The organism is Vibrio sp. YYF0003, from assembly GCF_036350715.1.
Lineage (GTDB): Bacteria > Pseudomonadota > Gammaproteobacteria > Enterobacterales > Vibrionaceae > Vibrio > Vibrio natriegens.
In genome coordinates, this window is the sequence record NZ_JAZDWA010000007.1 from 20,401 (window position 1) to 38,085 (window position 17,685).

At 45.7% G+C, this 17,685-nt stretch carries 15 protein-coding genes; 3 read left to right on the forward strand and 12 right to left on the reverse strand.

What is annotated here, in order from left to right; genetic code table 11:
• Positions 1-103: 103 nt before the first annotated feature.
• From lon to V1U08_RS18610, 5 genes are all read right to left on the reverse strand, one after another.
• The gene (gene lon, locus V1U08_RS18590; protein ID WP_330471219.1) at positions 104-2,455 is read right to left on the reverse strand and encodes an endopeptidase La; all 2,352 of its coding nucleotides are present in this window, start codon (positions 2,453-2,455) and stop codon (positions 104-106) included.
• A 130-nt stretch (positions 2,456-2,585) separates the two neighbouring features.
• Positions 2,586-3,866: an ATP-dependent protease ATP-binding subunit ClpX gene (gene clpX, locus V1U08_RS18595; RefSeq protein WP_014231221.1), complete on the reverse strand. Its 1,281-nt coding sequence runs from the start codon at positions 3,864-3,866 to the stop codon at positions 2,586-2,588.
• 70 nt (positions 3,867-3,936) lie between these two features.
• Complete coding sequence (clpP, locus tag V1U08_RS18600; protein WP_014231220.1) at positions 3,937-4,563, reverse strand: ATP-dependent Clp endopeptidase proteolytic subunit ClpP; 627 nt, start codon at positions 4,561-4,563, stop codon at positions 3,937-3,939.
• 105 nt (positions 4,564-4,668) lie between these two features.
• Positions 4,669-5,973 (reverse strand): trigger factor, encoded by a 1,305-nt coding sequence (gene tig / locus V1U08_RS18605; RefSeq protein WP_014231219.1) that lies wholly within the window; start codon positions 5,971-5,973, stop codon positions 4,669-4,671.
• Between the two features lie 292 nt (positions 5,974-6,265).
• Entirely contained in the window at positions 6,266-6,451 is a 186-nt protein-coding gene (locus tag V1U08_RS18610) for a hypothetical protein (RefSeq protein WP_020336142.1), read from the reverse strand.
• Between the two features lie 46 nt (positions 6,452-6,497).
• Here V1U08_RS18610 and V1U08_RS18615 point away from each other — a divergent pair, with 46 nt between their 5' ends.
• The 3 genes from V1U08_RS18615 to V1U08_RS18625 all read left to right on the forward strand — a co-directional run bounded on the left by V1U08_RS18615 (position 6,498) and on the right by V1U08_RS18625 (position 9,904).
• Positions 6,498-8,306, forward strand: coding sequence for an ATP-binding protein (locus V1U08_RS18615; protein WP_330471220.1), 1,809 nt, complete (start codon positions 6,498-6,500; stop codon positions 8,304-8,306).
• Positions 8,307-8,308: 2 nt separating this feature from the next.
• Positions 8,309-9,646 carry a sigma-54-dependent transcriptional regulator gene (locus V1U08_RS18620; protein ID WP_330471221.1) on the forward strand — a complete coding sequence of 446 codons (1,338 nt, stop codon included), beginning with the start codon at positions 8,309-8,311 and terminating at the stop codon, positions 9,644-9,646.
• Positions 9,647-9,721: 75 nt separating this feature from the next.
• Positions 9,722-9,904: a hypothetical protein gene (locus V1U08_RS18625; protein WP_065299294.1), complete on the forward strand. Its 183-nt coding sequence runs from the start codon at positions 9,722-9,724 to the stop codon at positions 9,902-9,904.
• A gap of 39 nt (positions 9,905-9,943) precedes the next feature.
• On the opposite strand, the gene V1U08_RS18630 is transcribed toward V1U08_RS18625, so the two are convergent.
• The 7 genes from V1U08_RS18630 to V1U08_RS18660 form a co-directional block, all read right to left on the reverse strand.
• Positions 9,944-11,305, reverse strand: a complete 1,362-nt coding sequence (locus V1U08_RS18630) for a TRAP transporter large permease (RefSeq protein WP_014231214.1) — start codon at positions 11,303-11,305, stop codon at positions 9,944-9,946.
• A 3-nt stretch (positions 11,306-11,308) separates the two neighbouring features.
• Positions 11,309-11,998 (reverse strand): TRAP transporter small permease, encoded by a 690-nt coding sequence (locus tag V1U08_RS18635; protein ID WP_065296539.1) that lies wholly within the window; start codon positions 11,996-11,998, stop codon positions 11,309-11,311.
• A 69-nt stretch (positions 11,999-12,067) separates the two neighbouring features.
• Entirely contained in the window at positions 12,068-13,066 is a 999-nt protein-coding gene (locus tag V1U08_RS18640; RefSeq protein WP_020336137.1) for a TRAP transporter substrate-binding protein, read from the reverse strand.
• A gap of 299 nt (positions 13,067-13,365) precedes the next feature.
• Positions 13,366-14,481 carry an ABC transporter ATP-binding protein gene (locus V1U08_RS18645; RefSeq protein ID WP_239948921.1) on the reverse strand — a complete coding sequence of 372 codons (1,116 nt, stop codon included), beginning with the start codon at positions 14,479-14,481 and terminating at the stop codon, positions 13,366-13,368.
• Between the two features lie 5 nt (positions 14,482-14,486).
• Positions 14,487-15,344, reverse strand: a complete 858-nt coding sequence (locus tag V1U08_RS18650) for a carbohydrate ABC transporter permease (RefSeq protein ID WP_014231210.1) — start codon at positions 15,342-15,344, stop codon at positions 14,487-14,489.
• Complete coding sequence (locus V1U08_RS18655) at positions 15,341-16,264, reverse strand: carbohydrate ABC transporter permease (RefSeq protein ID WP_014231209.1); 924 nt, start codon at positions 16,262-16,264, stop codon at positions 15,341-15,343. Before V1U08_RS18655 ends, V1U08_RS18650 begins: the two co-directional genes overlap by 4 nt.
• Positions 16,265-16,346: 82 nt before the next feature.
• On the reverse strand, positions 16,347-17,594 hold the full coding sequence (locus tag V1U08_RS18660) for an ABC transporter substrate-binding protein (RefSeq protein WP_330471222.1): 1,248 nt from the start codon (positions 17,592-17,594) through the stop codon (positions 16,347-16,349).
• Positions 17,595-17,685: the final 91 nt, after the last annotated feature.

The following is a 17,685-nucleotide window of genomic DNA, read 5'->3' on the forward strand; positions in this document are numbered from 1 at the left end:
AAGGGCTGAGAGCTATCAAAACTAACTTAGCGCCCAAAAAAAACGCTGACAAGCCTTTTTAGGCTTATCAGCGCAAACTTTTACTTATTTTTGCTACACATCACTATTTTTTAGCTTCAAACTCAACGCCCGTCGGGTCTCGCTCGAGTGCAACTTTCAGTACTTCATCAATCCACTGAACCGGGATAACTGTCAGATCTGCGATAACATTCTCTGGAATATCTTCCAAATCACGCTCGTTATCTTTTGGAATCAGTACCGTTTTAATGCCGCCACGATGTGCCGCAAGTAATTTTTCTTTTAGACCGCCGATAGGCAAAACTTCACCACGTAGTGTGATTTCACCCGTCATTGCCACTTCCGCTTTCACTGGGTTACCAGTTAATGCCGAGACCAAAGCAGTGCACATTGCTGTACCAGCACTTGGGCCATCTTTTGGTGTCGCACCTTCAGGAACATGCACGTGGATGTCTTTCTTCTCGTAGAAATCGGTGTTGATACCCAGCTTTTCAGCACGAGAGCGAACAACTGTCATGGCCGCTTGGATAGACTCTTGCATCACGTCGCCAAGAGAACCCGTCTGTGTCAGTTTACCTTTACCCGGCATAGACTGAGTTTCAATCGTTAGCAAATCACCACCAACTTCAGTCCAAGCCAAACCAGTCACCTGACCAATACGGTTGCTTTCGTCAGCTTTACCATAGTCAAAACGCTGAACACCCAAGTACTCTTTCAGGTTATCCATGGATACGGTCACAGACTTGATGTCTTTATCCAGCAAGATATTCTTCACCGCCTTACGACAGATCTTAGAAATTTCACGCTCTAGGTTACGTACACCCGCTTCACGAGTGTAGTAACGAATAATGCCGACAATCGCTGAATCCTCGATAACAATCTCGTTTGGCTTCAGTCCGTTACGCTTCAACTGCTTATCTACCAAGTGGCGTTTCGCGATGTTCAGTTTTTCATCTTCTGTGTAACCAGAAAGACGTATAACTTCCATACGGTCAAGAAGCGGACCTGGGATATTCATCGAGTTAGACGTCGCAACAAACATTACATCCGACAGATCGTAATCTACTTCTAAGTAGTGATCGTTGAATGAGTTGTTTTGTTCAGGATCCAAAACTTCTAGCAGTGCAGATGCTGGATCACCGCGCATGTCAGAAGACATCTTATCGATCTCATCTAGAAGGAATAGCGGGTTTTTAACCCCAACTTTAGACATTTTCTGGATAAGCTTACCCGGTAGTGAGCCGATGTAAGTACGACGGTGGCCACGAATCTCAGCTTCGTCACGCACACCACCAAGCGCCATACGCACATATTTACGCCCAGTCGCAGATGCGATTGAACGGCCAAGTGAGGTTTTACCCACACCTGGAGGACCAACAAGACAAAGGATTGGACCTTTCAGCTTGTTAATACGGTTTTGTACTGCCAAGTATTCCAGAATGCGCTCTTTGACGCGCTCCAGACCGTAATGATCTTCGTTTAGAATCTCTTCTGCCTTAGCCAGGTTCTTTTTCACTTTAGAACGCTTAGCCCAAGGAACGCTCACCATCCAATCGATGTAGCTACGCACCACTGTTGCTTCCGCAGACATTGGAGACATCATCTTAAGCTTTTGTAGCTCTTGCTCTGTCTTTTCGCGCGCCTCTTGAGGCATTTTGGACTCTTCGATTTTATTCTGCAGCGTTTCAAATTCATCCGGCGCATCTTCCATCTCACCTAGCTCTTTCTGAATCGCTTTCATTTGCTCATTCAGATAGTACTCGCGCTGAGACTTCTCCATTTGCTTTTTAACGCGGCCACGGATGCGTTTTTCAACTTGCAGAAGATCGATTTCCGACTCCATTTGGCCCATCAGGAATTCCAAACGCTCGGTAACGTCGATGATCTCAAGTACCTGTTGCTTGTCGACCAATTTCAAAGGCATGTGAGCTGCGATGGTATCGGCTAGACGCGCGGCTTCATCAATCCCATTTAGCGAAGTCAGAACTTCTGGTGGGATTTTTTTGTTCAGCTTGATAAAGCCTTCGAACTGGTTGATCGCACTACGAACAATAACTTCTTGCTCACGCTCATCCAGCTCAGGTGTCACGATGAATTCAGCTTCAGCCAAGAAGAAATCACTCTCTTTAAAGTGATTAATCTTCGCACGCTGCTGACCTTCAACCAGTACTTTTACTGTGCCATCAGGAAGCTTTAAAAGCTGAAGAATGGTGGCTACCGTACCTACCTCAAATAGGTCGTCAACCGTTGGCTCGTCTGTATCCGCTTGCTTTTGTGCCACAAGCAGAACTTGTTTGTTTGTTTCCATCGCTGTTTCTAGACAGCTAATCGATTTTTCACGACCAACAAACAATGGAATGACCATGTGCGGGTAGACCACTACGTCACGTAGAGGTAGTACCGGGATCTCGATACTCTCGGAACGTTCCAAGTTCATATAATTCTCTCTTCCGCTTTCACGTTTAACGTATTACTTAAGGCAGTATATGGGGGCTAATTGTTTGGATTCAATAAGAGAAATAAAAAAAGGAGGTAATTACTTACCTCCTTTTTATTCATGGCTTGATTTACTCTGCTCCAGCGGCCTGATTATCGGCGTTGCTGTAAATAAGCAGCGGTTCTGACTCGCCATTGATGACTGATTCATCAATAACCACTTTACTCACATCTGTTGCAGATGGTAGCTCGTACATGGTTTCAAGTAGAACACCTTCCAGAATTGAACGTAGACCACGAGCACCCGTTTTACGCTCCATCGCTTTCTTAGCAATCGCGCGTAGTGCGTCTTCACGGAACTCAAGCTCAGCATTTTCTAATTCAAACAATGCTGCATACTGCTTAGTCAACGCATTCTTCGGTTCACATAGAATCTGAATAAGCGCTTCTTCATCAAGCTCTGTCAATGTAGTAGTTACTGGCAGACGGCCGATGAATTCAGGAATCAGACCGTATTTCACTAGATCTTCAGGCTCAACCTGAGTAAATAGCTCACCGACAGTTTTGGTTTCATTCTTAGAACGAACTTCAGCACCAAAACCTATACCAGTACCTGTTGCTACACGTTGTTCAATCACTTTATCAAGGCCTGCGAATGCACCACCACAGATGAACAGGATCTTAGACGTGTCCACTTGTAGGAATTCTTGCTGAGGATGCTTACGACCACCTTGAGGTGGAACAGAAGCAACCGTGCCTTCGATAAGTTTTAACAGTGCCTGCTGAACACCTTCACCAGATACGTCACGCGTAATGGATGGGTTTTCAGCTTTGCGTGAAATTTTATCAATTTCATCAATGTATACGATGCCGCGTTCAGCCTTAGCTACATCGTAATCACATTTTTGCAGAAGCTTTTGGATGATGTTTTCTACGTCTTCACCCACGTAACCTGCTTCGGTTAACGTAGTTGCGTCAGCCATTGTAAATGGCACATCCAAGAATCGAGCTAACGTCTCAGCAAGCAATGTTTTACCACTACCTGTAGGACCAATTAGAAGGATATTACTCTTACCAAGCTCTACACCTTCGCTCGTTGTATCACCATTGCGTAAACGCTTGTAGTGGTTATATACCGCAACTGCAAGCACTTTTTTCGCGTAATCTTGCCCGATCACATAGTCGTCAAGGTGTTCGCGGATCTGTTTTGGCGTTGGTAACGCTTCAGATTCTTTCTTAGGGAGAACATCCTTAATTTCTTCGCGAATTATATCGTTACATAAGTCGACACATTCGTCGCAAATGTACACTGACGGACCTGCGATTAGCTTGCGAACTTCGTGCTGACTTTTGCCGCAGAAAGAACAGTACAGCAATTTACCGCTGCCACTTTCTTTGCTTTTATCTGTCATTCGCTAACCTCTTAGCCTTTACTCTTCATGAATGAGTGTATATCAATTTTTGCCAAAATGCGCTGGCAAATTACTCGCCGCGATGGCGTAACACTGCATCCACGATACCGTATTCCACAGCCTGCTCTGCTGACATGAAGTTGTCACGATCAGTATCGCGCTCAATCACTTCAAGTGGCTGGCCTGTATGTTCTGCTAACAACTTGTTTAGCTTCTGCTTGATAGTCAGGATTTCCTGAGCATGGATTTGGATATCAGAAGCCTGACCCTGGAAACCACCTAGCGGTTGGTGGATCATCACACGTGAGTTAGGCAGAACGTAACGCTTACCCGGAGCACCACCAGCAAGTAGGAAGGCACCCATTGAGCATGCTTGGCCCATACATACTGTGCTTACATTCGGTTTAATAAACTGCATGGTGTCATAAATAGACATACCTGCTGTTACGCTGCCGCCTGGAGAGTTGATGTATAGGAAAATATCTTTATCTGGATTTTCAGATTCTAGGAAAAGTAGTTGAGCCACGACAAGGTTTGCCATGTGGTCTTCCACTTGACCTGTTAAAAAAATCACACGCTCTTTTAGCAATCGGGAATAGATGTCGTAAGAACGTTCGCCTCGGGAAGTTTGTTCAACCACCATTGGTACTAGTGCGTCCATAATTGGCGACATTGCATTTTTTTCTTGGTAGCTCATATTCTTATGTCCCTAAAATAAATGGTCCGGATGATGAGTATCATACGGACCATTGTTAGCAGAATAGTTAACGTGAAGTCAACCTTCTACGCAAGATATTGCTTATTAAGCAGGTTGTTGCTGGTTAAGTAGCTCGTTGAAGCCTACTTCTTTCTCAGAAACTTGTGCTTTAGCGATGATCGCGTCGATTGCTTGCTCTTCTAGCGCTACGTTACGCATGTTGTTCATCATTTGCTCGTTTTGCTCGTAGTAAGCAATAACTTCTGATGGATCTTCGTATGCAGTCGCCATTTCTTCGATTAGCGCTTTAACTTTCTCGTCGTCCGCTTTTAGCTCTTCAGACTTGATTACTTCACCAAGTAGAAGACCTACAACTACGCGACGTTTAGCTTGCTCTTCGAACAGTTCACGTGGAAGCTGTGCAGCTGCTTCTGGGTTACCACCGAAGCGTTGTGCAGCTTGCTGACGTAGAACTTGGATTTCTTGGTCGATAAGTGCAGCAGGTACGTCGATTTCGTTTTGCTCAACTAGACCGTCAAGAGCTTGCTCTTTGATGCGGTTCTTAACAGCTTGCTTAAGTTCGCGTTCCATGTTCTTACGAACTTCAGCTTTAAGCGCTTCTACACCGCCTTCAGCAACACCGAACTTAGAAACGAATTCGTCGTTAAGCTCTGGAAGTTCACGTGCTTCAACTTTGTTCACTTTGATAGCGAATTTCGCTGCTTTACCTTTTAGGTTCTCAGCGTGGTAGTCTTCTGGGAAAGTCACGTCGATGTCGAATTCCATACCAGCAGTCTTACCTGCGATACCGTCTTCGAAACCAGGGATCATGCGACCAGCGCCCATTTCTAGTGGGAAGTTCTCAGCTTTTCCGCCTTCGAACTCTTCACCGTCGATAGAACCAACGAAGTCGATGCTTACGCGCTTGCCGTCTTCTGCTGCTTCTTCAACTTCAGTCCAAGTTGCTTGCTGCTTACGTAGAGTATCGATCATCTCTTCTACGTCTGCATCTTTAACTTCAGTTACAGGCTTCTCTACAGAAATGTTTTCTAGGCCTTTAAGCTCTACTTCTGGGTAAACTTCAAAAGTTGCTGTGAAAACTAGGTCTGCACCTTCTTTGTTTTCTACAGGAGCGAAAGTTGGCGCGCCAGCTGGGTTAATTTTCTCTTTTACGATCGCTTCGATGAAATGACGTTGCATAACTTCACCAAGAACGTCTTGACGTACTGCTTTGCCGTACATCTGAGCAACCATTTTTAGAGGCACTTTACCCTTACGGAAACCATCGAAACGACGGTTTTTAGCGATGTTGCGTAGTTCAGCTGTTACAGCGTCTTCGATGTTTGCAGCTGGAACAGTAATGTTTAGACGGCGCTCTAGGCCCTCTAGCGTTTCAACAGTAACTTGCATTATATATAAACCTCTAAAGTGGCTCGGTTTTCCGAGCGTATGAGCGTAACTCACCTGAGTTAACGCTTCATCCTTGTGTTGTGTTCTGTCCGAGCACCTAATTTAAATCGAGTATCGATACTGTTCATCAGTACCGGACTAATCAGTGATATCTTCAGTGTCATCACCAAAGGTATCTCCTATTAGCCTCAAGACAGATTTTTAGACGCGACATTCTAGCGATCTGTTACTACCCTGTCGAGCCAATAGCCACTATGTGGACATTGTCTGCACTAAATTCTCGAATGTTGCCTCATTTTTTGTAAAAAATGCGATAAAACACCCGCATCAGAAACATCGGCATATCTAGAATGGGGACAATAGCGACTTTTTCAAGGGAATCGACCGCTTTTTTTATTGAAAAGCGTAAAAAGAGATCTTGCTCTTGTTTTACTCCACAGACTTGGCAACTAAATCCCCAATCTAACCTACAAGCCATTAACATTTCTTAATTACGAAGAAGTAGCAAAGTCAGGAACGAAGGAATGTCACAACGAAACCGTATTCTACTGATTTTTTTCGCCTTATATTTCCTGTGTGCGTTTGTTGGCGGCCACTGGGTCTGGAAAAACAGTTATCAATCGCTACTGGATAAACACCAGTCTCAGCTTGAACAGTTTTCTAGCCATATTAAGAACAAATTGGATAAGTACGCTCATATACCTAACCTACTGGCAAAAGATGCACCTTTGTTTGAGGCATTGCTGCACCCAAAAAATAGCGCTCAACTTGAAGTGACGAATCGCTACCTGGAATCAGTAAATCAAGTCATTGCGGCTTCCGACACTTATCTCATTGATCAATGGGGAACCACCATCGCCTCCAGTAACTGGCGGCAAAGGCATTCATTTGTCGGGCGCAATTTTGCTTTTCGTCCTTATTTCAAACAAGCCATCATCGGTGAGCAGAGCCAATACTACGCGCTTGGGTCAACGTCTGGTAAGCGGGGCTACTACTACTCTTCTCCCATCGTTTACGCAGGCGGCGTGATTGGCGTTGTGGTCGTAAAAATGGATTTGAGTAAAATCGAAGACAACTGGCAGCAGCCAGATAGCGTATTTGTCGCCAGTGATCCTAACGGCATTGTGTTCATGAGCAGCAGAACGGACTGGCTACTCAAAAGTTTACAACCGCTTAGTGAGGTAGAAAAAAAACAAGTTTGGGCCAGCCGACAATACCTCGAAACGCAAATTCGTAGTTTAAATTTCGTCGGAGATCTGAGCCTACCTATTAGCGAATTAAAGCAAGGTTACCCATACAATAAAGGCACTCTGGTGGTTTCTTCTCTCGCTCTTCCCGAGATAAAACTGACCATGAGGGTATTGTCACCTAAACAATCAATCGTTTGGATAACCTTAGGTTACCTGCTGGTACTTACTCTCATTTTTACCATTCTATTCCTTATCGGCCAGCTGATTTATCACCGCCAACAGCGCCATTTGCAACTCGAGCTGATTCAGCAAGAAGCCAATCAAAAACTGGAATATCAAGTAATGGCTCGTACTGCGGAATTGCAAGCAGAGATAGCTCAACGAACAGAGGCAGAGCAAACACTGCGTGTCACTCAGGATGAGTTGGTTCAGGCAGCAAAACTCGCTGTACTGGGTCAAATGTCCGCAAGCATTAGCCATGAGCTGAATAATCCCCTTGCGGCAATTCGCAGTTTCGCGGAAAACGGTAAGCTATTCTTACAAAAAGAAAAATTTGAACGAGTCGAAGACAATTTAAGCCGTATTTCAGCGCTCACTGATCGTATGGCGAATATCAGCCAACAACTGCGCTCATTTGCCAAGAAAACCAGTGGTACTGAGCTAACCAAAACTCGACTGTTACCTGTCGTCGCCTCTGCCAAAGAGTTAATGAAGCCTGCTTTCAAGTCAGCCCGCGTAAACTTGTCGACCGATCTAATGACACAGGATGCAGAGGTTTTTATCAACACGATTCAGCTGGAACAAGTCCTAGTCAACCTGCTAAGTAACGCGATTGAAGCGGTCAAAGATCAAGAGAATAGACAGGTCTGGCTTTCGATAGAACATGACCAGAATCGAAATCAAATCATGGTTCATATCGATGATAATGGCCCAGGGATAGGACAACGCTCCCTCACCGAGCTTTGTGAGCCATTTCTAACTACCAAGAAAAATGGCCTGGGTTTGGGACTGTCCATATCACAGCAAATATTGAGTGGAATGAACGGCCAACTAAGTGCTTACAATCAAGCGCAGGGTGGCGCTAGATTCTCAGTTTGTTTACCTGTAATAGCAATACACGCTGAAAAAGGTTCAGAGGAATAATTATGTGTCAGGTGTTTTTTATTGATGATGAAGCGGATCTCAGGCTAGCAATAGAACAGACGTTCGAACTGGCCGATATCGACGCACAGTTTTTCCCCGATGCAGAGTCCGCTCTGCTGGCGATGAAAAACGGAGAGGAACCTGGCGTTGTTATCACTGATATTTGTTTACCCGGCATATCAGGAATGAATCTACTTAATACTCTGGTGCAAAGAGACAACCACCTGCCAGTGATCATGATTACCGGGCATGGTGACATCTCAATGGCGGTGAACGCATTACATCAAGGTGCCTACGACTTTATTGAAAAACCATTTTCTCCCGAACAGTTGGTTGAAACGGTCAAGCGCGCGATCGAAAAGCGTCAACTTACGAATGAAAACGAAAAGTTACGGCAATCACTCAAAGCCAGTCAGGCTCTCGGTCCCCGAATTATCGGCGAAACGGCCAGTATCCAGATGCTACGCGATACGATTTCTCACATTGCCGATACCGATGCCGATATTTTGTTGTTCGGTGAGACAGGTACAGGTAAAGAGCTCGTCGCTCGCTCATTACATGAACAAAGCTTGCGCAGAAATCACAACTTTGTCGCCGTAAACTGTGGTGCGGTACCGGAAAACCTGATCGAAAGTGAACTCTACGGCCATGAAAAAGGCGCATTTACTGGCGCAGAAAGTCGCCGGATTGGTAAATTCGAATTTGCTCAAGGCGGGACGTTATTCCTGGATGAAATCGAATCCATGCCCATTCAAGCACAGATTCGACTACTGCGCGTTCTTCAGGAGCGGGTTATTGAGCGAGTAGGCTCAAACGAACTCCTTCCCCTTGATATTCGTGTAATAGCGGCAACCAAAGTGGATTTAAAACGTGCCGCCGAAGAAGGAACATTTCGTCAAGATCTCTACTATCGACTGAATGTGGTCACACTGGATTTACCCCCTCTGCGGCTGCGCAAAGAGGATATCCCTGCTCTCTTCCATCACTTTTTGCTCGTGGCGGCCTCTCGATACGGAAAAAGCTCTCCGAGCTTGTCGTCTCAAGATCTGGCGACTTTGATGGCGCATGACTGGCCCGGCAATGTGCGAGAGCTGAGAAATGCAGCAGAGCGCTTTGTGCTACTTGGGAAATTGATTCAACTCGGAGATACAAGCCCGGTTCCGGTTCCTTCCTCTAGCCTGGCTGAGCAAGTGGCAGAGTTTGAAAAAGCAGCCATTGAGCGCGCATTGCTCGAGCATAATGGCAGTATTAAGCAAACCATGACTCAATTGAATGTTCCTCGCAAAACACTGTATGACAAAATGCAACGCTATCAGATTGATAAAGATCTGTATAAATAAAACCTGACATCACATTTGTCGCTTTAGTCAACCTGTCTCATACTATTTATAGTTCCATGGTTGGTAGCGCTGAACATGAATGAGAAAACGAAGATACCTGTGATTAGGGAAACAGTGGTTGTCGACGGGCATTATCAGGAAGAGCGACGCTCCGGTGAGGATCGCAGAAAGAATAAACAAAAATGGCATGGCTACGAGCGAAGAATAAACTCTCAGCCCAGAAGACATGACTACAAATCAATAGACGAAGAGGTGTGACATGTCACACCTCTTTTTGTATTAATGAGTCTGAGCCCGTTATTTGGTAATAATCTCCGGCCCCATCAACATCGTCGGTAACCATGTTGAAACCCATGGAATGTACGTTACGATAATGAGGAACAGGAACATTACCGCCACCCAAGGCAACGCCGCTTTAACAACACTCATCATCGACATTTTAGCCACCCCTGCAGTAACAAAGAGGTTAAGCCCTACAGGCGGCGTGATCATCCCAATCTCCATGTTCACCACCATCATGATACCCAAATGAATAGGGTCAATCCCTAAAGCAATGGCGATAGGAAATACCAGTGGCGCCACAATGATCAACAAACCAGAAGGTTCCATGAACTGGCCGCCAATCAAGAGCAGAACGTTTACCACGATCAAAAATGTGATTGGACCTAAACCAGCAGAAAGCATCGACTCGGTGATCATCTGCGGGATGCGTTCTTCTGTCAGAACATGCTTCAGTATCAGCGCGTTTGCGATGATAAACAGCAGCATTATCGTCAACTTACCGGCTTCAAACAGCGTTTGCTGAGTGTCTTTGTGAACAAAACTCTGAATGACTTTCACCACAGCAGGCTTAGTATTCTGTTTATCGGCAAACGGCCCCATGTCCTTGTAAACAAAGTTTGCTATTAAGAAGGAGTAGACCGCTGCCACTGCCGCCGCTTCGGTTGGTGTAAAAATCCCGCCGTAAATACCACCGAGAATAATGATTACCAGCATCAATCCCCAGATTGCGTCCTTAGCTGCCGCGATGGCTTCTTTCCAGCCTACAAAAGGTTGTTTCGGTAAGTTCTTAACTCGGGCAGCAATGTAGATGGCAATCATCAGCATCACACCGGCTAACAACCCCGGAATAACACCACCCAAGAACATACGACCTACCGACACATCTGTTGCTGCTGCATACACAACCATTACGATAGAAGGTGGGATCAGGATACCAAGTGTACCTGCGTTACAAATAACCCCTGCGGCAAAATCTTTGGAGTAGCCGTTTTTGATCATGCCTGCAATAACGATGCTACCAATCGCAACTACCGTCGCCGGTGACGACCCTGACAGCGCGGCAAACATCATACATGCCACAACTGAAGCCATAGCAAGACCACCACGGAACCAGCCGACCATTGCAATCGCAAAACGAATGATGCGCTTCGCTACACCGCCAGTGGACATAAAGCTCGATGCGAGGATGAAAAACGGGATAGCAAGTAAAGTGTAGTGTCCTTCAAACGCATTAAAAAGCGTTTGAGCAACCGATGCCAGAGACGCATCTGAGTGCCACATCAAAAATAAAATACTGGATAGGCCCAGTGAAACCGCGATCGGAACGCCCAACAGCATGAAGCCAATCACCATCAAGAATAACCATAAAATATCCATAGGTTAGTGCTCCTTGTTCTTGTTGTTATCTTGGCTGTTGTCTTTGCCCTGCGTGGGTTCCATCACATCACCCGCATCTTTAAGCTCTTCTTTAAGTGCTTCTAACTCTTCTTCACCTTCATGGCTGGAAATCAGACGGTCAAGCTTGCCAGTCAGTATTTGGTAGGCTGCCTGAGCAAAACGAAACGTCAGTAACGCCATACCAATTGGCAGTGCCATGTAAGGAATAAATCGAGGCAGCTTCTCGTAGCGCTCGCCTTCGTTGAGCCAGTCAGCCATAAACTGCAACATCTCTGGCATCGGAATATCATCCGTCTCGTACCATGCTCGCTCTGTGGCAAACGGGTACCAGTAATTCCATGAACCAATGAGAAGTAGAATTGAAAATGTCAAACAACATGACACGGCAAGCAAAGCACAAGCTTTTCTAAACCGTTCAGGTAATAAGTTAATCACCACGTCAACACCGATGTGAAAATGCTTTTTCACGCCGTATGAAGCGCCTACGAGAACCATCCAGGCAAAAAGAAAAACGGTAACTTCAAGCGCCCAAAGAATATTGTCATTGAATAAGTAACGCATCACGACGTTGACAAATGTCAGCATCGTCATCGCTCCGAGGAAGAAAGCAATTAAGGTTTCTTCAACCTTGTCGGTAAACTGACCGACTTTCGAAAAAAATGAGTGTTCCATAACGGTACATCGCTCGAATCAGGTAAGTTTGGCTCCCGACGAACGGGAGCCGCTTATCATTATGTTGAGTTATTTTTGGTTGGCCGCTAATGCCGCTTCAATTAACTCTGAACCAATGTCTTTTTCAAACTTGTTCCAAACTGGTTTAAGCGCTGCTACCCATTCTTCACGCTGTTCTGGCGTCAGCTCGCGTACCACACCACCAGCTTCGATAACGTACTCTTTGTTTTGTTGCTCTACACGGTTTGACTCAGCATTACGGGTTTGAGTCACTTCTTTAAGAATGGTCGCAAGCTGGTCACGTACGTCGTCTGGAAGTCCATCCCACCACTTGGTAGAAGTAACCACTAGGTAATCCAAAATTCCGTGGTTGGTTTCAGTGGTACCGTCTTGAACCTCGAAGAACTTTTTACCGTAGATATTCGACCAGGTATTTTCCTGACCATCGATAACTTTGGTTTGTAAGCCACCGTACACTTCGGCAAATGACATTTTTTGTGGGTTAGCACCTAGTTGTTCAAACTGCGCAACCAATACATCGGAAGCTTGTACGCGGAATTTAAGCCCCTTAGCATCTTCCGGGTGAACCAGTGGTTTGTTGGCTGAGATTTGCTTCATACCGTTGTGCCAGAACTCTAGTCCTCGAATACCACGTCGGTTCATCGCATTCTTAAGCTTTTCACCCGCCTCAGAGTTTTGGAAGCGGTCAACAGCGTCTACGTCATCAAAAAGGAAAGGAAGGTCGAACAAACGGAATTTTTTGGTGAACTTTTCAAACTTAGACAGTGAAGGTGCAGCAAGTTGTACGTCCCCATTCAACATGGCCTCAAGTACTTTGTCATCATCGTAAAGCGTCGAGTTAGGGAACACTTGCATACACGCCTTACCGTTCATCTCTTCATTGACACGCTTTTCAAGCAGCGACGCCGCGATCCCTTTCGGGTGTTTGTCGGTGTTGGTTACGTGGCTGAATTTGATGACCAGCTCACCAGGGTCACAGTTTGCGGCAGCGTTAAAACTGGTAACAGCAAGAATTGAGGCAGTTAGTAGGGTAACAGGCTTAAACATTATTATTCTCCTTGATAAATGAACAACCCCATCACTGGGTGTTGATACATCTACTAAAGCAAGGACCGAACCACTTTCTTTAACTACGTTTTTATTGTTATAAATCAGATGGTTAAAAAGATACCATTCACGATATATTTACCTAGATCACAAAATTATTTTTGAAATGGGTGAAATCTACCCACGCCAAATGATTAAGTGGGTGGATTTAGACACATCCGTAAATCAGCAAATAAAAATGGCAGCCGCTTGGCTGCCATTCAAAAGTTAAGAGTTGTTGATTTGCCTTGCTCTTATCCTTAGTGAAACTCTATTCGTTGCTCAGTTGAAGCGTCGAAGAAAACCGCCTTGGACAAATCAAAATGCAGCGGCGCGACCTGACCGACCTTTACATCAAACTCCGGAGACAATCGACAAGCGACTTCTTGATCGTTAACCTTAATCATCGCGATGGTATCTGGCCCCGTTGGCTCAAGGACTTCAAGCTGTAAATCAAGCTTGGTAGATGTGGCAGACTCTTGGTTCTCACTGTCCGTAATATGTTCCGGACGCAAGCCAATCACAATCTCTTTGCCGTCTTGTTTTCGCATCGAAGCTGGCAGCTTGATGTGATGCTCCTGCGCGTTACTGCCTGTCACTTTTATCACGGGGTTATCCTGAGCATCCAAATCGACCATGGTTTTAATGAAGTTCATCGAAGGTGAGCCCATAAAACCTGCGACAAACATATTATTAGGCTTGTTGTAGATTTCTTGTGGTGTTCCGAGTTGCTGTAACTCACCGTCTTTCATTACCGCAATACGGTCCGCGAGTGTCATCGCTTCAATCTGGTCATGCGTTACGTACACAATCGTCGTATTCAGTTGCTGGTGAAGACGCTTGATCTGGTGGCGCATTTCAACACGCAGCTTCGCATCTAAGTTCGAAAGTGGCTCGTCAAACAGATACAGCTTCGGGCGACGAGCAAGCGCACGTCCCATCGCAACTCGCTGGCGCTGACCACCTGATAATTGCGAAGGCTTACGGTCAAGCAGATGATCAATCTGTAGCATTTCCGCCACTCGCTCCACTTCGGCATCAATTGCCTCTTTCGCCATTTTACGAATCTTGAGACCAAATTCGATGTTGCCTCTTACCGTCATATTTGGATATAGCGCATACGATTGGAACACCATCGCAATATCGCGATCTTTCGGTTCCACATTCGACACATTATTACCGTCAATCACGATGTCACCGGAGCTGATGTTCTCTAAACCCGCAATGGTGTTCATCAGTGTCGACTTGCCACAACCAGATGGGCCAACCAAGATAAGAAACTCTCCCGAATCGATACTGATATCGATACCTTTTAACGTCTCTTGTTCCGCTTTTGGATAGGTTTTACGGATTTGTTTAAGTTCGAGTGTTGCCATGATAATTATCCTTTTACCGATCCAGCCGTAAGGCCACGAACAAAGTATTTTCCTGCTAATACATAAACGAGTAGCGTTGGTAACGCCGCAATGATCGCCGCCGCCATATCGACGTTGTACTCTTTCACCCCTGTACTGGTGTTAACTAAGTTGTTCAGGGCAACCGTAATTGGCTGTGTTTCGGAACCTGAATAGACGACACCAAACAAGAAGTCATTCCAAATAGCGGTAAACTGCCAAATCACCGTCACCATGATGATTGGCGTCGAAATTGGCAGAAGAATTTTAAAGAAAATGGTAAAGAAACCTGCCCCATCCAACTTCGCGGCTTTGACAAGCTCATCCGGAATACTGATGTAGAAGTTACGAAAGAACAGCGTGGTAAACGCCATACCATAAATCACATGAACGATAACCAAGCCGGTGGTTGTATTTGCCAAACCTAATTTGCCGAGCACCGCCGCCATTGGTAACAAAATCACCTGAAACGGAATAAAGCAGCCAAACAGCAACAAGCTGAAGAACAAGTTTGAACCTCGGAATTGCCACTTAGTCACCACATAACCATTAAATGCACCCAGCAGCGTCGAGATCGCCACAGCAGGGATCACCATTTGGAAAGAGTTCCAGAAATACCCTTTTACCCCTTCACATTTCACGCCCGTACAAGCGCTGTCCCACGCCTTATACCAGGCATCGAAGACCCATTCGGTTGGCAGACTCATCAAGTTGCCCGCTTTAATATCTGGCAGGGTTTTGAATGAAGTCACCACCATTACGAACAACGGCATCAAATAAAATAAGCAAAAAAACGCTAACCCGAAGTAGATAAACAGCCGAGAGAAATTCACACTACGCATCATGATTTTTTCTCCCTAAGCTCTGAGTACAAATAAGGAACTAAAATGGCGAGAATACCTGCCAACATCATCATCGCGCTTGCAGCCCCCAAACCTATCTGACCACGAGTAAATGAGTGCGCGTACATAAACAGTGCTGGCAAATCTGAAGAGTACCCCGGGCCACCAGCCGTCATCGCTGTTACCAGGTCGAAGCTCTTAATCGCAATGTGTGAAGTGATGATTACCGAGCTAAAGAAAACAGGTCTTAAGCAAGGCATAATGATGCGCCAGTAAATGGTTGGCAGACTTGCGCCGTCGATTTGTGCCGCTTTGATAATGGATGAATCAATGCCGCGCAAACCCGCCAGAAACATCGCCATGACAAAACCAGACGACTGCCAAACAGCGGCTATCACCAAGGTGTACACAGATAGGTCAGAATTTACTAACCAGTCAAATTTGAAATTGGTAAAACCCCAGTCCTGCATCAGTTTCTCTATTCCTAAACCAGGATTGAGAATCCATTTCCAGGCGGTACCCGTCACGATAAAGGAGAGTGCCATCGGATAAAGATAAATGGTCCGAATTGCACCTTCCTGACGAATATTTTGATCAAGCAAAATGGCTAAGCCCACGCCAAGAACAATAGCGATGAGCATAAATAGCAGCCCAAAAATACCAAGGTTGCTAATAGACGTGATCCAACGATCGTTATCCATCAGCTTTTCATACTGAGTAAAACCAACAAAGTTAAAGCTTGGCAGAAAACGGGAGTTGGTCATTGATAATGCCGCCGTCCAGAAGATGTAACCATAGATGCATACCACAGTTACCAGAACGGTCGGGGCAAGGACGATTTTCGGTAACCAGTGCTGAAGTCTGTCCGCCAAACTGAGTTTCGCGTGGGACTTCTTTGGATACCGATTCACAACATGCTCCATAACGAATCCTTACGTCTTAAAGGAAGGGCGCATAGGCTCCCTACAAGCCTGTACGCCCTTTAGGGTGTGATCTGTCAATGGATTAGATAGCGGCTTTCACTGCTTTCGCTAGCTTTTGTGCTGCTTGTTTCGGATCCGCATTGTCGTCGTTGAAGAAGTTGGTCACAACGTCATAGATTGCACCTTGTGCATAGCTTGTGGTCGACAGGCCGTGTGCCATACTCGGCACTAAATCACCGGACTGCGCACTGGCTTTGAAGGTTTCCATTGAGTCCAGAGCACATTGGTCAAATTTCGCCATATCCATATCAAGACGAACTGGAATGGAGCCTTTGTTCAGGTTAAAGACTTCCTGGAACTCTTTGGTCAGAATAGTACGAGCTAAGTCTTGCTGTGCCTTCTTGTTCTCTTCGTTGCTGAGTTCAAAGAAAGCAAAGCTATCAATGTTGAACGTAAATTGACCGTCAGTGCCTGGCGCAGGCGCACAAATGTAGTCTTTACCCGGCACTTTACCCGCCGCAGTAAATTCACCTTTCGCCCAGTCACCCATGATCTGCATAGCCGCTTCACCGTTAATCACCATCGAGGTCGCAACGTTCCAGTCACGCCCTGGTGAGTTAGCGTCAATGTAGTCGTGGATCTTCTTAAACTTGGTGAAGACTTCGACCATTTTATCGCCAGACAATACGCCCATATCTAGGTCTACAAACGCTTTGTTGTAGTCTTCACTTCCCAGCACGTCCAGTGCGACGGCTTCGAACACGGTCGCGTCTTGCCAAGGCTGCCCACCATGAGCAAGTGGGATAAAGCCGGCCGCTTTAATTTTGTCTGCCGCAGCAAAAAACTCGTCCAGCGTTGTTGGAAGTTCTACACCTGATTTTTTCAGCACTTCCGGGTTTGCCCACAGCCAGTTAACACGGTGAACGTTAACCGGTACAGCCACATACTCATCTTTGTACTTCATCACTTTAGTGACAACAGACGGTAGTAGGTCATCCCACTTTTCCTGCTTCGCCGTACTTTCCAGTGAAGTAAGGAAACCTAAGCTGCCCCACTCCTGAATATCGTGTCCTTTGATTTGAGCCGCCGATGGAGGATTGCCAGATACCGCGCGAGTTTTAAGCACGGTCATCGCTGACTCGCCACCACCACCAGCGACTGCAAAGTCTTTCCAGGTATGATTTTGTTCTTCTAACATTTGTTTCAGAACAGCCGCAGATTTTGCTTCACCACCAGCCGTCCACCAGTGAAGCACTTCGACTTCACCCGCGTTAGCCATGTTTGCCGCAGAGAGCAGAGAAAGAGTTAGTAGGGTTTTATTTAGTTTCATTATTATCTTCCGTGTATTGGATTAGACATTCAGGTCGACGACTCGATGACCTCAAGCGTTCATACTTGAACTAAAGTCAGTCTATCCAACG

Bases quoted from the DNA above. Each gene is read 5' to 3' on its own strand.
- lon (WP_330471219.1), bottom strand. From the start codon at position 2,455: ATGAACTTGGAACGTTCCGAGAGTATCGAGATCCCGGTACTACCTCTA.
- clpX (WP_014231221.1), bottom strand. From the start codon at position 3,866: ATGACAGATAAAAGCAAAGAAAGTGGCAGCGGTAAATTGCTGTACTGT.
- clpP (WP_014231220.1), bottom strand. From the start codon at position 4,563: ATGAGCTACCAAGAAAAAAATGCAATGTCGCCAATTATGGACGCACTA.
- tig (WP_014231219.1), bottom strand. From the start codon at position 5,973: ATGCAAGTTACTGTTGAAACGCTAGAGGGCCTAGAGCGCCGTCTAAAC.
- V1U08_RS18610 (WP_020336142.1), bottom strand. From the start codon at position 6,451: ATGGCTTGTAGGTTAGATTGGGGATTTAGTTGCCAAGTCTGTGGAGTA.
- V1U08_RS18615 (WP_330471220.1), top strand. From the start codon at position 6,498: ATGTCACAACGAAACCGTATTCTACTGATTTTTTTCGCCTTATATTTC.
- V1U08_RS18620 (WP_330471221.1), top strand. From the start codon at position 8,309: ATGTGTCAGGTGTTTTTTATTGATGATGAAGCGGATCTCAGGCTAGCA.
- V1U08_RS18625 (WP_065299294.1), top strand. From the start codon at position 9,722: ATGAATGAGAAAACGAAGATACCTGTGATTAGGGAAACAGTGGTTGTC.
- V1U08_RS18630 (WP_014231214.1), bottom strand. From the start codon at position 11,305: ATGGATATTTTATGGTTATTCTTGATGGTGATTGGCTTCATGCTGTTG.
- V1U08_RS18635 (WP_065296539.1), bottom strand. From the start codon at position 11,998: ATGGAACACTCATTTTTTTCGAAAGTCGGTCAGTTTACCGACAAGGTT.
- V1U08_RS18640 (WP_020336137.1), bottom strand. From the start codon at position 13,066: ATGTTTAAGCCTGTTACCCTACTAACTGCCTCAATTCTTGCTGTTACC.
- V1U08_RS18645 (WP_239948921.1), bottom strand. From the start codon at position 14,481: ATGGCAACACTCGAACTTAAACAAATCCGTAAAACCTATCCAAAAGCG.
- V1U08_RS18650 (WP_014231210.1), bottom strand. From the start codon at position 15,344: ATGATGCGTAGTGTGAATTTCTCTCGGCTGTTTATCTACTTCGGGTTA.
- V1U08_RS18655 (WP_014231209.1), bottom strand. From the start codon at position 16,264: ATGGAGCATGTTGTGAATCGGTATCCAAAGAAGTCCCACGCGAAACTC.
- V1U08_RS18660 (WP_330471222.1), bottom strand. From the start codon at position 17,594: ATGAAACTAAATAAAACCCTACTAACTCTTTCTCTGCTCTCTGCGGCA.